The 16,633-nt window shown below is 40.8% G+C and carries 20 protein-coding genes; 10 read left to right on the top strand and 10 right to left on the bottom strand.

Translation table 11 applies throughout. The annotated features are described in order from the left end of the window. The first annotated feature begins 235 nt into the window (after positions 1-235). The 6 genes from CVV77_RS06410 (at position 236) to manA (ending at position 6,732) form a co-directional block, all read left to right on the top strand. A complete protein-coding gene (locus tag CVV77_RS06410) occupies positions 236-484 on the top strand; it encodes an AEC family transporter (RefSeq protein WP_198508141.1) in 249 nt (82 codons plus the stop codon). Positions 485-603: 119 nt separating this feature from the next. Then, complete coding sequence (locus CVV77_RS06405; RefSeq protein WP_100274884.1) at positions 604-924, top strand: putative quinol monooxygenase; 321 nt, start codon at positions 604-606, stop codon at positions 922-924. Between the two features lie 187 nt (positions 925-1,111). Beyond that, positions 1,112-1,432, top strand: coding sequence for a hypothetical protein (locus tag CVV77_RS06400; RefSeq protein WP_100274883.1), 321 nt, complete (start codon positions 1,112-1,114; stop codon positions 1,430-1,432). Between the two features lie 282 nt (positions 1,433-1,714). Beyond that, entirely contained in the window at positions 1,715-3,667 is a 1,953-nt protein-coding gene (manR, locus tag CVV77_RS06395; RefSeq protein ID WP_100274882.1) for a mannose transport/utilization transcriptional regulator ManR, read from the top strand. Between the two features lie 149 nt (positions 3,668-3,816). Further along, the gene (locus tag CVV77_RS06390; protein ID WP_100274881.1) at positions 3,817-5,769 is read left to right on the top strand and encodes a fructose-specific PTS transporter subunit EIIC; all 1,953 of its coding nucleotides are present in this window, start codon (positions 3,817-3,819) and stop codon (positions 5,767-5,769) included. 15 nt (positions 5,770-5,784) lie between these two features. Then, positions 5,785-6,732, top strand: a complete 948-nt coding sequence (gene manA, locus CVV77_RS06385; RefSeq protein WP_100274880.1) for a mannose-6-phosphate isomerase, class I — start codon at positions 5,785-5,787, stop codon at positions 6,730-6,732. A gap of 215 nt (positions 6,733-6,947) precedes the next feature. On the opposite strand, the gene CVV77_RS06380 is transcribed toward manA, so the two are convergent. Continuing rightward, positions 6,948-7,166: a hypothetical protein gene (locus CVV77_RS06380; protein ID WP_100274879.1), complete on the bottom strand. Its 219-nt coding sequence runs from the start codon at positions 7,164-7,166 to the stop codon at positions 6,948-6,950. An 80-nt stretch (positions 7,167-7,246) separates the two neighbouring features. Between CVV77_RS06380 and CVV77_RS06375 the strand changes: the two genes are divergently transcribed. Continuing rightward, complete coding sequence (locus CVV77_RS06375) at positions 7,247-7,627, top strand: hypothetical protein (protein WP_019258092.1); 381 nt, start codon at positions 7,247-7,249, stop codon at positions 7,625-7,627. 106 nt (positions 7,628-7,733) lie between these two features. Here CVV77_RS06375 and CVV77_RS06370 read toward each other — a convergent pair whose 3' ends face one another. Continuing rightward, positions 7,734-8,240, bottom strand: a complete 507-nt coding sequence (locus tag CVV77_RS06370; protein WP_088111115.1) for a GNAT family N-acetyltransferase — start codon at positions 8,238-8,240, stop codon at positions 7,734-7,736. Positions 8,241-8,533: 293 nt separating this feature from the next. After that, positions 8,534-8,929 carry a hypothetical protein gene (locus CVV77_RS06365; RefSeq protein ID WP_088111114.1) on the bottom strand — a complete coding sequence of 132 codons (396 nt, stop codon included), beginning with the start codon at positions 8,927-8,929 and terminating at the stop codon, positions 8,534-8,536. Between the two features lie 266 nt (positions 8,930-9,195). On the opposite strand from CVV77_RS06365, the gene ybaK reads away from it, so the two are divergent. Next, positions 9,196-9,678 carry a Cys-tRNA(Pro) deacylase gene (gene ybaK, locus CVV77_RS06360; RefSeq protein WP_019258097.1) on the top strand — a complete coding sequence of 161 codons (483 nt, stop codon included), beginning with the start codon at positions 9,196-9,198 and terminating at the stop codon, positions 9,676-9,678. A 30-nt stretch (positions 9,679-9,708) separates the two neighbouring features. On the opposite strand, the gene CVV77_RS06355 is transcribed toward ybaK, so the two are convergent. The 3 genes from CVV77_RS06355 to cotT all read right to left on the bottom strand — a co-directional run bounded on the left by CVV77_RS06355 (position 9,709) and on the right by cotT (position 11,938). Further along, positions 9,709-9,903: a DUF4177 domain-containing protein gene (locus CVV77_RS06355; RefSeq protein WP_100274878.1), complete on the bottom strand. Its 195-nt coding sequence runs from the start codon at positions 9,901-9,903 to the stop codon at positions 9,709-9,711. Positions 9,904-10,589: 686 nt separating this feature from the next. Continuing rightward, positions 10,590-11,579, bottom strand: coding sequence for a heme o synthase (cyoE, locus tag CVV77_RS06345; RefSeq protein ID WP_100274877.1), 990 nt, complete (start codon positions 11,577-11,579; stop codon positions 10,590-10,592). A gap of 122 nt (positions 11,580-11,701) precedes the next feature. Then, positions 11,702-11,938, bottom strand: a complete 237-nt coding sequence (gene cotT / locus CVV77_RS06340) for a spore coat protein CotT (protein WP_019258099.1) — start codon at positions 11,936-11,938, stop codon at positions 11,702-11,704. 254 nt (positions 11,939-12,192) lie between these two features. Here cotT and pdaC point away from each other — a divergent pair, with 254 nt between their 5' ends. Further along, entirely contained in the window at positions 12,193-13,593 is a 1,401-nt protein-coding gene (gene pdaC, locus CVV77_RS06335; RefSeq protein WP_060398411.1) for a peptidoglycan-N-acetylmuramic acid deacetylase PdaC, read from the top strand. 49 nt (positions 13,594-13,642) lie between these two features. On the opposite strand, the gene CVV77_RS06330 is transcribed toward pdaC, so the two are convergent. Further along, the gene (locus CVV77_RS06330; protein ID WP_060398412.1) at positions 13,643-14,116 is read right to left on the bottom strand and encodes a YjfA family protein; all 474 of its coding nucleotides are present in this window, start codon (positions 14,114-14,116) and stop codon (positions 13,643-13,645) included. Positions 14,117-14,245: 129 nt separating this feature from the next. After that, complete coding sequence (locus tag CVV77_RS06325; RefSeq protein ID WP_019258102.1) at positions 14,246-14,413, bottom strand: YjfB family protein; 168 nt, start codon at positions 14,411-14,413, stop codon at positions 14,246-14,248. 126 nt (positions 14,414-14,539) lie between these two features. On the opposite strand from CVV77_RS06325, the gene CVV77_RS06320 reads away from it, so the two are divergent. Next, a complete protein-coding gene (locus CVV77_RS06320) occupies positions 14,540-15,439 on the top strand; it encodes a DUF2268 domain-containing putative Zn-dependent protease (protein WP_100274876.1) in 900 nt (299 codons plus the stop codon). An 8-nt stretch (positions 15,440-15,447) separates the two neighbouring features. Here CVV77_RS06320 and CVV77_RS06315 read toward each other — a convergent pair whose 3' ends face one another. Next, the gene (locus CVV77_RS06315; RefSeq protein WP_100275148.1) at positions 15,448-15,846 is read right to left on the bottom strand and encodes a ribosomal maturation YjgA family protein; all 399 of its coding nucleotides are present in this window, start codon (positions 15,844-15,846) and stop codon (positions 15,448-15,450) included. A gap of 101 nt (positions 15,847-15,947) precedes the next feature. Continuing rightward, on the bottom strand, positions 15,948-16,523 hold the full coding sequence (locus tag CVV77_RS06310; RefSeq protein ID WP_100274875.1) for a YjgB family protein: 576 nt from the start codon (positions 16,521-16,523) through the stop codon (positions 15,948-15,950). Positions 16,524-16,633 lie beyond the last annotated feature (110 nt).

The raw sequence follows: 16,633 nt of genomic DNA, 5'->3' as shown, positions 1-16,633 counted from the left end.
ACTTTGAGATGTGTTGCTTACCTTGGAAATTGCCTAAATGAATGAAAAAAGTTTGGCTCAGAATGTAAATTTTTGAGCCAAGCTTTTTTGTGATGGTATAAGCAGATAAACAACTCGTAATCGTTTTTTCACAAGTCTATTAAAGCAGACCCAGTCGCCAAGGTGTAGTCGACTCTATTTATATGTTGAAAGGATCAATTCCTAATAAAAAATTACTTATATTAGAGGAGAAATAATGATTAGTTTATTATTAATGAAACAAATTGCTGAACTTTTTTTAGCTATGGTTATGGGAGTTTTATTGGTAAAGACAAATGTATTGAAAACAAATGAGAGTAAAAGTCTATCTATTGTTGTTATTTATCTAGTAATGCCATGTTTGATTATAAATGCTTTTCAAATTAAATATACAGACAGTATACGTAATGGTCTAATTCTTGCATTTGCTGCCGCAATATTAATTCATTTAGGTGAGCTTTTTTAATTTATTCACTTGTTGCTTCTTGTCCACTCTTACCGCTCTTTGGTTTCCAGTGATTGGAAACCTATGGGCTACCATTAGATAATTTCGTTGCTGTTTTCATTTTTTGAGAAAATGTTATAATGAAAAGCCAGGAAATGATGGGAAGAGGGGGAATTTCGATGTATTACATAACTGCATGCTTAAAAATCATCAGTGATAAAGACCTTAATGAAATAATGAAGGAATTTAAAAAACTTGAGGAAGAAACGAATAAAGAAGAAGGGTGTATTACATTCCATGCTTATCCGCTTGAACCATCGGAACGCAAAATAATGCTTTGGGAGATTTGGGAAAACGAAGAAGCTGTTAAAACCCATTTCACGAAAAAACACACAATAGACGTTCAAAAACAAGAATTAACGGAAGTAGAATGGTTAATGAAAAGCAATGTGAATGAGTAAAAAGACATCTTCAAAAGTGACATTCAAAGACTAAGAATCAACCACTGTAATTCAGTGGAAAAATGTTGGCGGATTGTTGTCCAACTCTGCCAACTGGTAAAAATACTATAAGCTATATGGGAATATAATAAACTTTGTTGGAGAATAAAATACATGTAATAGATGTTAAAAGGCAGTGTAGAAAAAAATGAAAAAGAAAACTAAAATTATACTTTCTCTTTTAGCGGCACTTCTAGTTATATTGATAGCACTACCGGTTTTATCTCCTGTTGTCTTTACAGCTGCTTCTGAAAAAGGAGCAATCAGACACGAAATGTATAAAAGGGGATATCCCTACCAAAGCTACTTTGCCGTTCTCCAAAAAAGAGAAGGAGACAATGAATCTGGGAATCTTTATTATGTAAATTGGATGGATTGGAAAGATGAAACAGGACAAACTCCTCACTTATGCTATTCAAAACAAGCATCTGATGGTGAATACAAAGTTACATGTGGAACAGGGCCCTAAATAGGTCCAAGACCGAAGGCCTGCGGACACTGATCATTGGACAGAGAACTCTGTGCTTTGGATTGGTGTCCGTTTTTTTATCTTGTAAATTTCAGAGTGTCTCTCACGATTACTAAGACAGATAACTCAAAAACATAAAAAACACTTTTTTCCGGAAGATTCGGTAAAAAACGAAACTTTTGGCTCTATGATTCTGCTGTATAATGTAAACGGTTTCTTATATAGTATACTTATACTATCAGTTTGCTCAAATGGATACTGACAGGAAGGATAGAAAAACAGATGAAGTACATGAATACAAGACAAAAAGAGATTTTGTATCTGTTGTTATCTGAGCCTGATGAATATTTAGTTGTGCAAGATTTCGCAGACAGGGTAAAGTGTTCTGAAAAAACGATCAGGAATGATTTGAAAGCGATCGAGGATTATCTCAAGGAACATTCTAATGCTCAGCTTATTCGGAAACCAGGGTTAGGCGTCTATCTAAATATAGAAGATCAGGAAAGGGCCTGGCTAAGCCAACAATTACATACTGAACATTTTCATTCAAGGCAGCGGACCGATGAAGAAAGAATGCTCCAAATTGCTTATGACTTATTAATGAATGTAAAGCCTGTTTCCGCAAAAGAAATAGCCGCTCAGCATTTTGTGAATCGATCCTCCATTAAAAAGGATTTATGTGCGGTAGAGGAGTGGCTGAAGCGATATGACCTCACGCTGGTTTCGAAGCAGCGGCTTGGTTTAAAGGTTGAAGGGAACGAAAAAAGTAAAAGAAAAGCATTGGCAAGAATATCTGATTTGATAGATAACACGGAGTTTACTAGCCAATTTATTAAAAGTAAGTTCTTAAGTCATGAAGTAGATTTTGTGACGAAAGAAATCAAATCATTACAAACAAAGCATTCTATCTATTTCACAGATGAAACGTTTGAGAATTTGCTGCTGCATACGTTGTTAATGATCCGCCGAATCAAAATGAAGCAGCCAATCTCGATTTCTCCAAGAGAATTGGCGGCAGTAAAAAAGAAGAAAGAATATCAATGGACATTTGCTTGTTTACAACGGCTTGAGCCGGTTTTTGCAATCCGCTTTCCTGAAGACGAAGCCGTGTATTTGACATTACATATATTGGGCGGGAAAGTGCGTTATCCATTACAGAAAGAAGAGAATAATGGCCTTGAAAATGCAGTGCTTACAAAGGTTGTAAGGCACTTAATCAATCGTGTTTCAGAGCTGAAAATGCTGGATTTTCATAATGATCAGGATTTGATCAATGGATTGAACATTCATCTCAATACAGTTTTACAGCGGCTGAGCTATGATCTTTCTGTATCAAACCCTATGCTTAATGACATTAAAAAGATGTATCCTTATTTGTTTCATCTTGTCATTGACGTTCTGGAAGACATCAATCAAACGTTCGATCTTTATATCCCTGAGGAAGAGGCAGCATATTTGACGCTGCATTTTCAGGCAGCGATCGAACGGCTGCGTCGCAGCAGCGAGACACATAAAAAGGCGATCATCGTCTGCCACATGGGCATCGGAATGTCACAATTGCTGCGAACAAAAATTGAACGGAAATGTCATCAAATTGCTGTAATGGCCTGTATCGCTAAAGCTGATTTAGCGGGCTATATAAAAAAGCATGAGGATATAGATCTTGTCATTTCCACCATTGCGCTGGAACATGCAACGATTCCCCATATTGTTGTATCACCGCTTTTGGAGCCTGGTGATGAGAAGAAATTGAGTGCATTTATACGTCAGCTCGACGAATTGCACCGCCAAAAACAAAAAACTTTTCAGATGCTGAACAATACAACTCCTTTTTTGGTTTTTTTACAGCAAGAGGCAGAGCACCGCTACAAGTTAATTGAACAGCTGGCGACAGCTTTGTATGAGAAAGGCTATGTTGAAAAGGAATATGCCGTTCATGCGGTTATGCGGGAAAAAATGGCGGCGACAAACATTGGGGCAGGCATAGCCATTCCTCATGCAAACGCTAAATACATTAAACAATCAGTAATTGCAATTGCCACATTAAAAGAGCCGCTTGATTGGGGAAATGAGAAAGTATCGCTTGTTTTTATGCTGGCTGTCAAACATGAGGATCAAAATATGACAAAGCAGCTGTTTAGTGAGCTTTCATACCTGAGTGAGCAGCCGGCCTTTGTGCAGAAGCTGACGAAAGAAACAAACGTCATGACATTTTTATCTTATTTGGATTATTAAAAGCAGGGATTCATTCCTTGCTTTTTTTGTTTATAGGGAAAAATGCCGTTATTTCCGAAACTTATGGTAAAAAAAGCGATTTTAACGGCATGATTTCGGTATACAGTTGAGACAAGATCTTGTTATTCACACTTTAAAGGAGGTTTCGTATGAAACTGTTAGCGATTACATCTTGTCCGAACGGAATTGCCCATACGTATATGGCAGCGGAAAATCTGCAAAAAGCTGCTGACAGATTAGGCGTTAGCATCAAGGTTGAGACCCAGGGCGGAATCGGGGTAGAAAATGAGCTGACCAAAGAGGAGATTCGGGAAGCGGACGCGATCATTATTGCGGCAGACCGCTCGGTAAACAAAGACCGGTTTATAGGCAAAAAATTGCTGTCTGTCGGGGTTCAGGACGGCATCCGCAAACCGGAAGAATTGATTCAAAAAGCACTTAGCGGGGACATATCGGTCTATCATTCCGCTTCTAAATCGGAATCAAGCAATCAACAGGAGAAGAAACAAAATCCGATTTACCGTCATTTAATGAACGGCGTTTCGTTTATGGTTCCTTTCATTGTCGTTGGCGGATTATTGATAGCGGTTGCATTAACGCTTGGAGGCGAGAAAACACCTAAAGGCTTAGTCATTCCGGATGATTCTTTTTGGAAAACGATTGAACAGATCGGCAGTGCTTCATTTTCATTCATGATCCCAATATTAGCCGGATATATCGCATATAGCATCGCTGATAAGCCGGGGCTTGTGCCAGGGATGATCGGCGGATTCATTGCAGCGACTGGAAGTTTTTATGACAGTGCAAGCGGCGCCGGTTTCCTCGGCGGAATCATTGCCGGATTTTTGGCTGGATACGCGGCACTTGGGATCAAAAAATTAAAAGTTCCAAAAGCAATCCAGCCGATTATGCCAATTATTATTATTCCGGTGTTTGCATCACTGATTGTAGGTTTAGCGTTTGTATTTTTGATCGGCGCACCTGTAGCTCAAATTTTCACATCTTTAACTGTTTGGCTGGCGGGGATGAAAGGGTCGAGCTCGATCCTTCTGGCATTGATTTTAGGCGCGATGATCTCATTTGATATGGGCGGTCCCGTAAACAAGGTGGCATTTCTGTTTGGATCGGCAATGATTGGAGAAGGAAATTATGAAATTATGGGGCCAATTGCCGTTTCCATTTGTATACCGCCGATTGGCCTCGGAATTGCAACGTTTTTTGGAAAAAGAAAATTTGAGGCGTCGCAAAGAGAAATGGGGAAAGCGGCATTTACTATGGGACTCTTCGGCATCACTGAAGGAGCTATTCCATTCGCGGCGCAGGATCCTCTTCGTGTCATTCCCAGTATTATGGCAGGTTCTATGACGGGTTCTGTGATAGCGATGATTGGCAATGTGGGAGACAGGGTGGCGCACGGCGGACCTATCGTTGCAGTGCTTGGTGCAGTTGATCATGTATTGATCTTTTTTATTGCTGTATTGGCGGGATCTCTTGTCACTGCCCTGTTCGTCAATGTACTAAAAAAGGATATTACGGAGGCGTCCCCTGTACTCAGCGAAACTGCACCGCCAAGTGAAGCTGCTGCAGCAAAAGAAATACCGCAGCCAACTCAAGCTGAAAGCCGAGAAGCCGAGATGACGGAAATCAAAAAACTGACAGACATTATCAGCCCAGAGCTGATTGAACCACATTTATCCGGGGAGACCAGGAATGACATTATTGATGAAATGATTCAAACATTGTCCGACAGAGGTGTGCTGCATTCAGAGAGCGGGTTTAAACAAGCCATTTTGAATCGTGAACAACAGGGGACAACAGCGATTGGCATGAATATCGCGATTCCGCACGGGAAGTCTGAGGCCGTCAGGAAGCCGAGTGTTGCCTTTGGGATCAAACGATCAGGTGTTGACTGGAACAGCCTGGATGGATCAGATGCAAAATTAATCTTTATGATTGCGGTACCGAAAGAGAGCGGAGGGAACCAGCATCTGAAAATATTGCAGATGTTATCTCGAAAACTAATGGATGACAGCTATAGAAAGCAACTGCTCTCCGTACAAACAACAGAAGAAGCATACAAGCTACTGGATGAAATCGTATAATGCGGGGGGATTTTCATGACGACTGAACCGTTATTTTTCAAGCCTGTTTTCAAAGAGAGGATTTGGGGCGGCACCGCTTTAGCTGCTTTCGGCTATAACATTCCGTCAGAACGAACAGGGGAGTGCTGGGCTTTTGCCGCACATAAAAATGGACAAAGCGTTGTTCAAAACGGAATGTATAAAGGGTTAACGCTCTGCGAATTATGGGAACAGCACAGACATTTATTCGGATATCTTGAAGGGGACCGGTTCCCTCTTCTAACAAAAATATTAGATGCAGACCAAGACTTATCCGTTCAGGTGCATCCGAATGATGATTTTGCCAAAACCCGTGAAAACGGGGAGCTCGGGAAAACCGAATGCTGGTACATCATTGATTGCGAAAAAGATGCAGAGATCATTTACGGCCACAACGCAAAAACAAAGGAAGAACTGGTCTCGATGATAGAGCTTGGAGAATGGGATGAGCTCTTGCGCCGCGTAAAGGTAAAGCCGGGGGATTTCTTCTATGTGCCGAGCGGTACGGTTCATGCAATTGGAAAAGGCATTCTCGTTTTAGAGACGCAGCAGAATTCAGATACAACCTATAGATTATATGATTATGAGCGAAAAGATCCAGAAGGCAATATGCGCGAGCTTCATCTGGAAAAGAGCATAGAAGTCATAGCGGTTCCATCCATTCCAGATCGTCAAACTGTTCAATATGAACAAACAGATGATTTGCATGTAGCCACATTGATTGAATGCGCTTACTTTTCAGTGAAGAAGTGGAGTTTATCAGGATCAGCAAGATTAAAGCAGCAAAAACCATTCCTTCTTGTCAGTGTTATTAAAGGGGAAGGCCGTATGATATCCGGTGAGTATGTCAATACCTTCAAAAAAGGAGATCATATGCTGCTGCCTTTCGGTTTTGGACAATTTAAACTGGAGGGGCAGGCAGAGTGTATCGTCTCTCATTTATGAAACGATAAAGGGAGCAAGTACGTCAATTCATGCTAGGCCAGATTGTTTCATGTAGCGGACCAAAGTGTTGCTGAATATGGAAAAACCCTTCTCAGATTGGAGGGTTTTTTTGATTATAAAAAGGAGTTCCTTTTTATAAAAAGAAGACTATACGCATGCTGAGGAAGGAACTTTTGGTCCCTTACCCGCATTCACGATTCAAAGCCTGACGTTCTTTAAGTGCGGGGTTTTACATTATCCTGTTTAACATTACTAACTAAACCTTGAATAGGCTGTAACACATTTTTGCTGTTATTTTTTCTTATAACAATTGCAGCTATACTAGCTCCTAAACCTAAGAGAGACATCCACATCATCCCTCTGTTTCTTTTACCAGATAAAAGGGGTTGTTTTCTTGCGTTTAAAAGGGCGGTTATCCACCGGACATTATTCATCTTAGAGCCACTTCCATCAAAATTTTTGTTTCGATACTTAGTTTTCGCAAAAGAGGAATTGATATGCTGGAATTATAATGATGGAAGTCAAAAAAGAATATATAAGAATGCAACGAATTAAACTACACATGCTGGACAAACTTATAGGGATTAAAAAAGAAGAAAGGAGGATGGAAATGAAAAAATGGCTGCAAATCATAAGTGCGTTGTTTCTATCCAGTTTTGTATTAATGGGCTGTAATACTGGTCAAGATAATAATGATAATGATAACAATGCTCCAGATGTTGAGGAGAACAATCAAGATAATAACGGCAACAACCAAGATACTGACGATAACAACGTTCCAGGTGTCGATGAGGATGATACCATCAATAAAGATGATGAAAAAGATAATGATCCTGACCCTGAAGATCCAGTTGAGGATCCTGAAGATACCGATAAAGATAGAAAAGACGAGTAAGGAAACTGCACAAATATTGTTTGAAGAAAAACCCGCTCTCAGTTTAGGGAGAGGGTTTTATCTCTTTGCACGCGCTTCAAAAAAAGCAGGCATAGAGCCTGCTTTTTTACATTGTAACGTATCTCCAATGCATAAAGTCTTCTGATTTATGCTCCAATTTAAACCCTAACTTCTCTAAAATACGTTGTGAACCGAAATTGTTATGTTCACATCTTGCTGTGATATGGTTCACCGTATCTTGGCTTAATGCCCAGTTTATGATTTTTTGGGCAGCTTCAACACAATACCCTTTGCGGCGATGGCTTTTATTTGTTGCAAAACCGATTTCGATCATACCATTCGAATCCGGGTCACCTAAAAATCCGGTTCCTCCAACAATTTCATTATTGTCCTTCTTTAAAATAATCCATGAATCAAATCCTTTTGTTCCATTGTTTTCAACTAATTTCTCACGGAAATAAGGGATGGCTTCAAAAAAATCAGAATTTGGCCATTCACCATTTGTTTCATAACCTAGGTCCTTAATGGCCTGGTGATCTCGTTTAGATGCTGCGTCAAGAAGGGGGATATCAATCGTTTTTAATCGTAACCGATTCGTTTCAAGAAGAACCATATGTCTAATCCCCTTTTCTTTTTACTGGTAATAATGATAACATATTGCAATTTTGATACGGAACAAAAATTTTTGGGGACCAGAGAATGCTGAAGAGCATGTGGTGTATTTGAAATGAACCGTAGACAAAGTGCGATAATGCCATTTGGGGACCAATGTCCTCTCGTATTAGAAGATAATCATTGCCTTGACAGTATAGAGACTGCCCGGTATCATAGATCCAAAACGGGTAGGAAAACGCTGATAATAAAGCGTTCCTACCCGTTTTTCTGTTTTTGCTGAAACATTTTGTGTTACCTTTTTACAATCAGATAAAGCGATATGGCTCTTTGGGTTTGAACAGGATTATGAAGCGTAATGACCCATTGGTTTCTCCTCCGCGGATAGCTTGCTATTGCATACAATGGAGCATAATCGCGTGGAGCAAACCCGCCATTCACCACTTTTATATCCCTTCCTTCAAGATAACAAACAAGGTATTCACCGGGATCTATTACCTGTTGGCCAGTCCATGCGTAAGAATAAAAACCGTCTCCGAGATCCTCAGAGGAAGATGGCGGAATAAAGCCATCAATATTCAATGTGATTTCTCTTCTTCGCTGTCTTTCTGAAAAGTCTGGATTTCTTTGAGTGTTAGGAGTATGTGTAAAGTAAGGAATTAACGCAGGACCATAAAAGTAATGATACAAAGCAACCACTCCTTAGTTTTACATTCATACAAATTGTATGTGTGTGTATGTCGTTAATTCCTGTTTTGTTTCAAGTTGACTAAGAATGGAACTTAAGGAGTGAGATCCTTTAATTGGCTTAATGTCTTTTTTTGCACGTTTTTATTTGCTGCGGAGGCGGTGTTGTGACAATGCAGGTCAGTAGAATATGTCTGTCTCTGATGATAGAATTTACTTATTAACTGCAATTAAGAAGACATACATACATTCGATCGTGGGGGAAAAGGATGGCGAAAAAAATGACAAAAACAAATGCGGTTCGTTTGATAGAACAGCAGAACATCTCCTATGAGTTATTAGGCTACAAAACAGAAGGAGGCCAGCCGCTAGATGGCATCTCTGTTTCGGAAAAAATTGGTTACCCTTTGCAGTATGTATATAAAACATTGGTGGCAACAGCAGGAACAAATCATTATTACGTGTTTGTTGTACCCGTTGCAGAGGAATTAGATGTAAAAAAGGCAGCAAAAGTAGTAGGAGAAAAGAAAATAGAAATGATTGCAATGAAGGAACTATTAGGGGTAACTGGCTATCTTCGTGGCGGCTGCTCACCAATCGGCATGAAAAAATTGTTCCCGACCTATATTGATGCAGCAGCTGAAACACTTGATTTTATCATTGTCAGTGCAGGGAAAATCGGTATGCAGCTAAAGGTAGCGCCACAAGATTTAGCCAAAGCATGCGATGCAACATTTGCAGAAATTGTATAGATAGTAAACAAAAAAGCTTAGACACCTAGACTAAGCTTTTTCCGCATCTCTTTCAAATATGATTTCAAAATAAGCAGCTGCTCCATACCCATCGATACTAGGAGCGAAAATCTGAACGAATGTCCAGCCACTTTTCGCATAGTCATGGATGATTTGCTGGTAATCTACTTTAGGCCTTCTTCTCATAGTGCTCAGTTCAACTCTTACGAATTCATATTCTTTCATCGTTTGATACCTCCTCTTAAGGTATACGTAAGAATAAGAAGGAAGTTACAAAAAACTGGTAAAAATTGAACCGCTGTACAACTAAAAGCATCCCTTTCAATATTGTAGACCTCCAAATCTATGAACATGGAAAAAACTAAATAATATATTACCATAATATAGGGTGTTTGGACAATTTCTCTTTCTTTTCTTGCATGTAAGATAAAGGCGAAAGTCTATTTTTTTGTTTGTTTTTGGCTTATAATACCTGATGATGGAAAAAGAGTTCGAGTTTATAGATTGGATAATTACAAGTATTTTCCATTTTACTTTTGTGCTTTGGCGAACACCCGGTAGTAAGCTGGGGATGTACTTTCTTTTCTTTCAATCAAAACATGCAAAGATGCGGACATGTTTAATATCCGGCTGGGCTTTATCTCATTATGTATTTTGCCTTTAAGTAATCATTCCAAGAAAGCGATGATATTCATGAACAAAGAAACCCTAAAATACATACTCACTATTTTCTCAATATGTGCAACCCTTCAGGAAACCGATGATATGAGTATTGCTCATAGCTGGATTTTGACTGAAATCGTACGATTTTTGATTTGCACGGCTGTGTTTTTAATCCTGACATTTCTATTAGATGCTGTTTTTCCAAACAAAAAAGAGTCACATTAATGTGTGGCTCATTTTGCATAACATCATCTGATCAAAAACATCACAAATGAATCAATCATCATGATTAAAAACAGAAAGCAAAAATAAATGAGCGAGTAGACAAACATATCCTTTGCCCACTTCACGTCATCATCCGTTTTGAATCCTTGGATGCTTTTTTTGATCCATATGCCTCCGAGAACCAAGGCAGCTAAGAAATAAAATGGACTGATATGACCAGCGGCGAGAGTAAAAGGAAATAACAGCGTCACTGGCACTAGGACTGCAATATATTGAATCATTTTTACTTTCGTTACATGATTTCCTTTTACAACAGGCAAGAGCGGAACGCCCGCTGCCCGATATTCCTCTTTCCGTCTTATCCCAATCGCCCAAAAATGCGGGGGCTGCCACAGAAACATAATCGCGTACAATAGCACTGCCGTCATGCTGATGTCTCCGGTTACGGCACAATACCCCATCAATGGCGGCGCAGCTCCCGGAAAGCTTCCGACAAATGTACTCCACACAGAGGTTCGTTTCACCCATACCGTATAGATGATCGCATAAAAGATAAAGGCGGCCAGTCCGAGAAGGGCAGTTAATGGATTGAGGGAATACAGCATCACAAGACCGGTGATTCCTAATACGGAGCCATACGTTAAGATCATGGCTGGCGGCATTTTCCCTGTGACTGAGGCCCTGCTGCGGGTGCGCGCCATTTTTGCGTCCATATGGCGGTCAAAATAATTGTTATAGACAGTCCCGGAAGCCATAACAAACGCGGTTCCAAACATTGCTGTCACCATTGTCATCAAAAAAGCCATTCCTGTTAATGGTTTTTCTGCGCTGGCAAACGCAATCCAAAATCCGCCAAAGGCAGCTATCGAGTTTGATATGATAATGCCGGGTTTTGCAAGTTTGATAAAATCGTAAGCTGTTACCCGGTTAGAAGGTTTTATGTATGTCGTTTCAGATATAGCTGCAGAATCTCTTGTATTCTCCAAAAATAGACGCCTCCCCCAAAACTGCATGCTTTTGTTATCGTAACAAGAGGGCTGTGAAAGCGCAATTATTTCCTATATTTGTCATGATATTGTCATTTTTAAAACAAAAAAATGGGGAGCTGGACTGCCCCCATTTCGGTAAACGAAGCCTAGTATCCTCCGCCGTATCCTCCGCCATATCCGCCGCCGTACCAAGGGTAGTAAGGTGGACGCGGGCGCGGGTAGTAGTAAGGCGGACGCGGATAAAACGGGTAGAACGGATAAAACGGTCTTGGATAATAATAAGGCGGATAAAATGGCGGTCTCGGGCGCGGATAATAATAAGGCTGTCTTTCATCATAAGGTGTAATTTGTTCAAACGACTGTTCATTCAAAGGATAATCCAAGAGGAAAACCTCCCTAACTTTTTTATTCTGTTTACCATATTCTAGATGTTTGAGTTGGGTGTATGTACATTTGTGAAATCGTTTATTTTTTTATAATGAAATCCCTGAAAAAGGATTGACAAGAACTTTTAAATCTCATATTATTACAAATGTAAAATAAATGTTACTTTAATGTTACAAAAATATTTCTAAAAAGATACGATTCTAACATTGATGCAAGATAAATCGAAACGGTTACGAAAGAAGGAATTGGGTTGTTGGCAAAAAGAATCAAGTGGTTTCATGTATTAATTGCAGTTGTATGTGTGGCGGGCCTTATCGGCTTTTTCCATAATTCATTACAAAAAGAAACGGTTATGAATAAAGTAAAAACTGATTCTCAGTATGGGAATGTGGAAATCGCAACGCTTGTGAATGACGGGAAAACTTTCAATTACGCGGTCAACTATCCTGTTTTCAAAAATAAAAAAATGGATGGGGTATTAAAGAGTTTCGCGGAGAAAGAGGTTCGCCAATTTCAGAAGGAAACAAAAGACGTCGATCAGGAGCATACGAAAAAACGCAACGAATTAAATGTTGATTATAAAATTGTCCATTATGCCAAGCAGACAGTAGCGATTGTATTTAATGAATATAAATATATCGGCGGTGCACACGGGCAAACCGTGAAAAAAACGTTTAACTATGATTTTAGTAAGCAAGCTTTTCTTTCAATTGATGATATTTTCAATGAGGATGCTGACTATTTACATAAGCTTTCGTTAATCGCTTATCATGAGCTGAAAAAAGATAAGGACATTGCTGCCGACGATGCGCTGTTAAGAGAAGGAACGGCACCGAAAAAAGAAAATTTCAGCCGCTTTGCCATCAAGGAAGATTATATCGAATTTTATTTTGATACATATCAGGTCGCAGCAGGCTATCTTGGAGGGCAATCGATTGCCATTAAAAAAAGCCTTTTGAAAGACAGCTTGAAAGAACAATATATGGATAAAGCAAAAAACAAAAATAAAATCAAAGAACAAAAGCCGAAGCATGAAGTGATTTCATTGCCCAAAGAGGAAACAATTGATCCAAATCAAAAAGTCATTGCGCTTACTTTCGATGACGGCCCGAATCCTGCGACAACAAATCAGATTTTGGACTCCTTGAAGAAATATAAGGGGCATGCCACGTTTTTTGTTCTGGGGAGCAGAGTGCAATATTATCCGGAAACACTTAAAAGAATGCTGAAAGAAGGAAATGAGGTGGGGAACCATTCATGGAGCCATCCGCTTCTCACAAGGCTTTCAGTGAAAGAAGCGTTAAAGCAGATCAATGACACGCAGGATATCATTGAAAAAATAAGCGGATATCGCCCGACGCTTGTAAGACCTCCATACGGCGGCATTAATGATGAGCTGCGGAGTCAATTGAAAATGGATGTCGCGTTATGGGATGTTGATCCGGAAGATTGGAAAGACCGTAACAAAAAAACAATCGTTGACCGTGTCATGAGTCAGGCGGGAGATGGAAGAACCATCTTGATTCACGACATCTACCGCACCTCTGCTGATGCGGCTGATGAAATTATCAAAAAGCTCACCGATCAAGGCTATCAATTGGTGACGGCCTCTCAGCTTGAAGAGGTTAAAAAACAAAGAGAAGCGAATTAATACGAAAAGGCTGCCGCGGATATTGCCCGTTTGGCAGCCTTTTTTCTTTTTAATAAGATCCTGTGGTGGCCCAAACATTCAGGTTCGGTCCTGAATACTTGCCGAAAGCGTAAGAAGTCCTTGGGTCTAAATCATATACCATCGGTGTATAACAGGATTTTTGGCCGGCTACAGCTTTTCCGTTTCCGCCTGCAGAATCACAGTTATATCTCTTTCCGTCCGTGTTTCGGGTAATCTCCGCGTTTGCTTCAAAGCCTGTCGTTAATGTGTTATTCATCGTGATTTTTGCCCAAGCCGTTTTACATGTACTGCTGAATTTGAGCTCGACCACTCCGATGACTTGATTGTTGGCATTCACTAAGTTTGAGGATTTTTTTGTGGAGCCGCTGGACGCACAATCATTGTAATAAGGGCTTTTTCCATCGTAGGCATGGGTTTCTGCATTGGCGGGTGCTCCTTTGACAGCAAAAACAAATACTACTGCGAATAACACCAATGAAGCTTTCGTAAACAGTCTTTTCATGTTCTTTATTACCTCCTTAATATGGCAAACAATAAATCATACGGAGGAACAATCAAAACATGCATGCTTTTTTGTGAACAATAAAGGCGGCCTGGAGGGATGGAGTTCTTGGCCGCCTTTGGTGAGATATTAAGCTTTTACATCAATGGTTTGTCCGAGCGTCGGATGCTGAATCATCTTTAAAGTTTGATCGGCATTTTGCTTGGCGGTGTCCATCATTTTTTTCGTTAAAGCGATATCAACATTTTGGGCAAGGGATGCTTGATGCATCGCAACTGATAAAGCAGGAATATCCATCGTTCCACCTCCTATGCCTTACCTATCGGCGGCTTTGTATCATTTTACAGTGAAAAATGGCTTAATTTTCGCTGTTGACCCTTACGCTGCGGCATACCGTATGTTTTTGACAAGGAGGGAATCAGGATGAATCTTGTAATGGAAAAGACCATTGAGCAATACGAAAAGCTGTTTTCAATGGATGAACAGAAAAGAGAGGATGAATTTCGGTATACGATGATGAGGCCGTTTGAAAAGATGTGGGGCGCCATCCAAGTTCCGCTGAAAGCAAAGGAGCCAAACGGCTATGATGTAATGATGGCTGTGAAAATGCTTGGTTATTTGGATATCCGTGATGCTGAAACCGGGCAGAAAGCACTGCAAATACTGAAAGAATCACATGCTGCAGAGACAGCTGAAGCTGCGCTTCGGCAATGTATACGTTTTGCTGAGCGCAAGCAGCTGCGGGTGAATGCCGGCGAGACCAAATTCGGCCTTTATATCGCTGATCCCAATAAGCTTCAGCTGCAAAAAGGCTACTGCGGGTTTGGCGGGATACCGGGCTTTATTCAAGTATGGATTGATCCGAACAGTTATAACCTGCCGAGGCTCCCCTCTATCATTGCTCATGAGTTTCATCATAATTTGCGGTTTTCGTATGTTGATTTTCATCACGGCACTGTGAGTGTCGGGGATTATCTCGTGATTGAAGGATTGGCTGAGTCATTTGCCAGAGAGCTGTTTGGCGTGGAGCAATTGGGTCCTTGGGTAACACGTTTTGATCAAGAAGATTTGCAGTATTCCATTGAAGTGATCAATGAGGTGCTGGATGTGAAAGGTTTTTCAGAAGTGAGCCGTTATATGTTTGGCGATCCAATTGCTAAAGAGCAGGGTTTTGAGCCTGCTGGTTTATCGGCTTTTGCGGGTTATGCGGTTGGCTATCATGCCGTTCAGTCATTTATGGATCAACAGCAAGTCACGATAAACGAGGCCACGCTCCTGGATGCGGAGACCATTCTTTCTCAGTGCGGGCTGTTTTCCAAATGAAAAAAGCGTCACATATTGCGGCGCTTTTTGATTCCCAGAACCAGCAGTTCTATGGCGGCACAGGCGGCAATTCCGACTGTATACGCTCCGATATCGCTCCATAAAAATCCGTATCCCAGAACAAGACCGCCAAGAGAAGTGTCTCTGATCCGATCGATCCATTCGGCGTGATACAGCTGGCTGATTTCAATGATAAAACAGAAAGTAAGACTGATAATGCCCGTCATCATTGTCTTCAGATTTTGAAATAGAAACCCGCATCCCGTAAAGATCATGGCGGCCCACAGCGAGTCCCCGAGATAAGGATTGACGGCATCCGGAAGAACATTGGAGAATGCTCTAGATCCCAGCCCCATCCCGATGATCAGTAAGGTGAAAGCTGCATATATCCATCGATATCGCTTCATTAAAAATTGATACCCCGTCTCCAATTGATCTCCCATGTATTGTAAGGAATATATCTTTTATTTGTCCAATAAAAAAGCGGCCGAGCAGCCGCATGATGGTTTTATTTTGCTTTAAGGTTTACATGGTCAGCGGTCTGGTCCTTGCCAATTACAAAATGAAGTTCATATCGGCCTGTGTCATATACATAGTCGATTTCATCGGTAAACGGGACGGTTAACACTCGATTCGCGGGGCCTATTTTATTTTGCAGCACTTCCGGCGTAACCCCGCCTAAATTCAGCTGCCGTTCCACGCCGGTTCCGAAGTAGCGGATTTCTGAAATCGTCATGTCTTTATGATAGGAAAATCCGTAGCCCGGCTGGCCCATATTCCAGTGATATAAATCAAACCGATTGTCTCCTCCAGATGGTCGTTCCGGTTCCCCTAGTGCAGCGTGGACATCGCCTTTCGTGCTTTTGTTAACGGTAAGGCCTTGCGCTTGCTGAGGCATTTCTCCTGTGTAGGCGGTGCTGTAGAGATTTTTGACAAGCTCGGCGGCTGATTGGTTTGTGTTTTCAGAGAGCGTGTTTGTTTGAGTTACGCCCTTTGCCGGTGTTGAAAAGGACGCCGCTCCAAAGCTGGAAAGTGTGCCTGTCAGTACGGCTGCCGAGGTTAGAACAGACATTGTTTTTTTCATGTTGATCCCTCCTTTATCATCTACCATCTCGTTTCCCGGTGTTTATGCAATAAAACATGTGGGTGCGCTTTGTATGTTTTGCTGAGTCCTTGTAGGGGAACTGAAATGGG

The organism is Bacillus sp. SN1, from assembly GCF_002796895.1.
Lineage (GTDB): Bacteria > Bacillota > Bacilli > Bacillales > Bacillaceae > Bacillus > Bacillus inaquosorum.
Note: the sequence above shows the minus strand (reverse complement) of the source record. Positions and strands in the feature narration are given on the sequence as shown.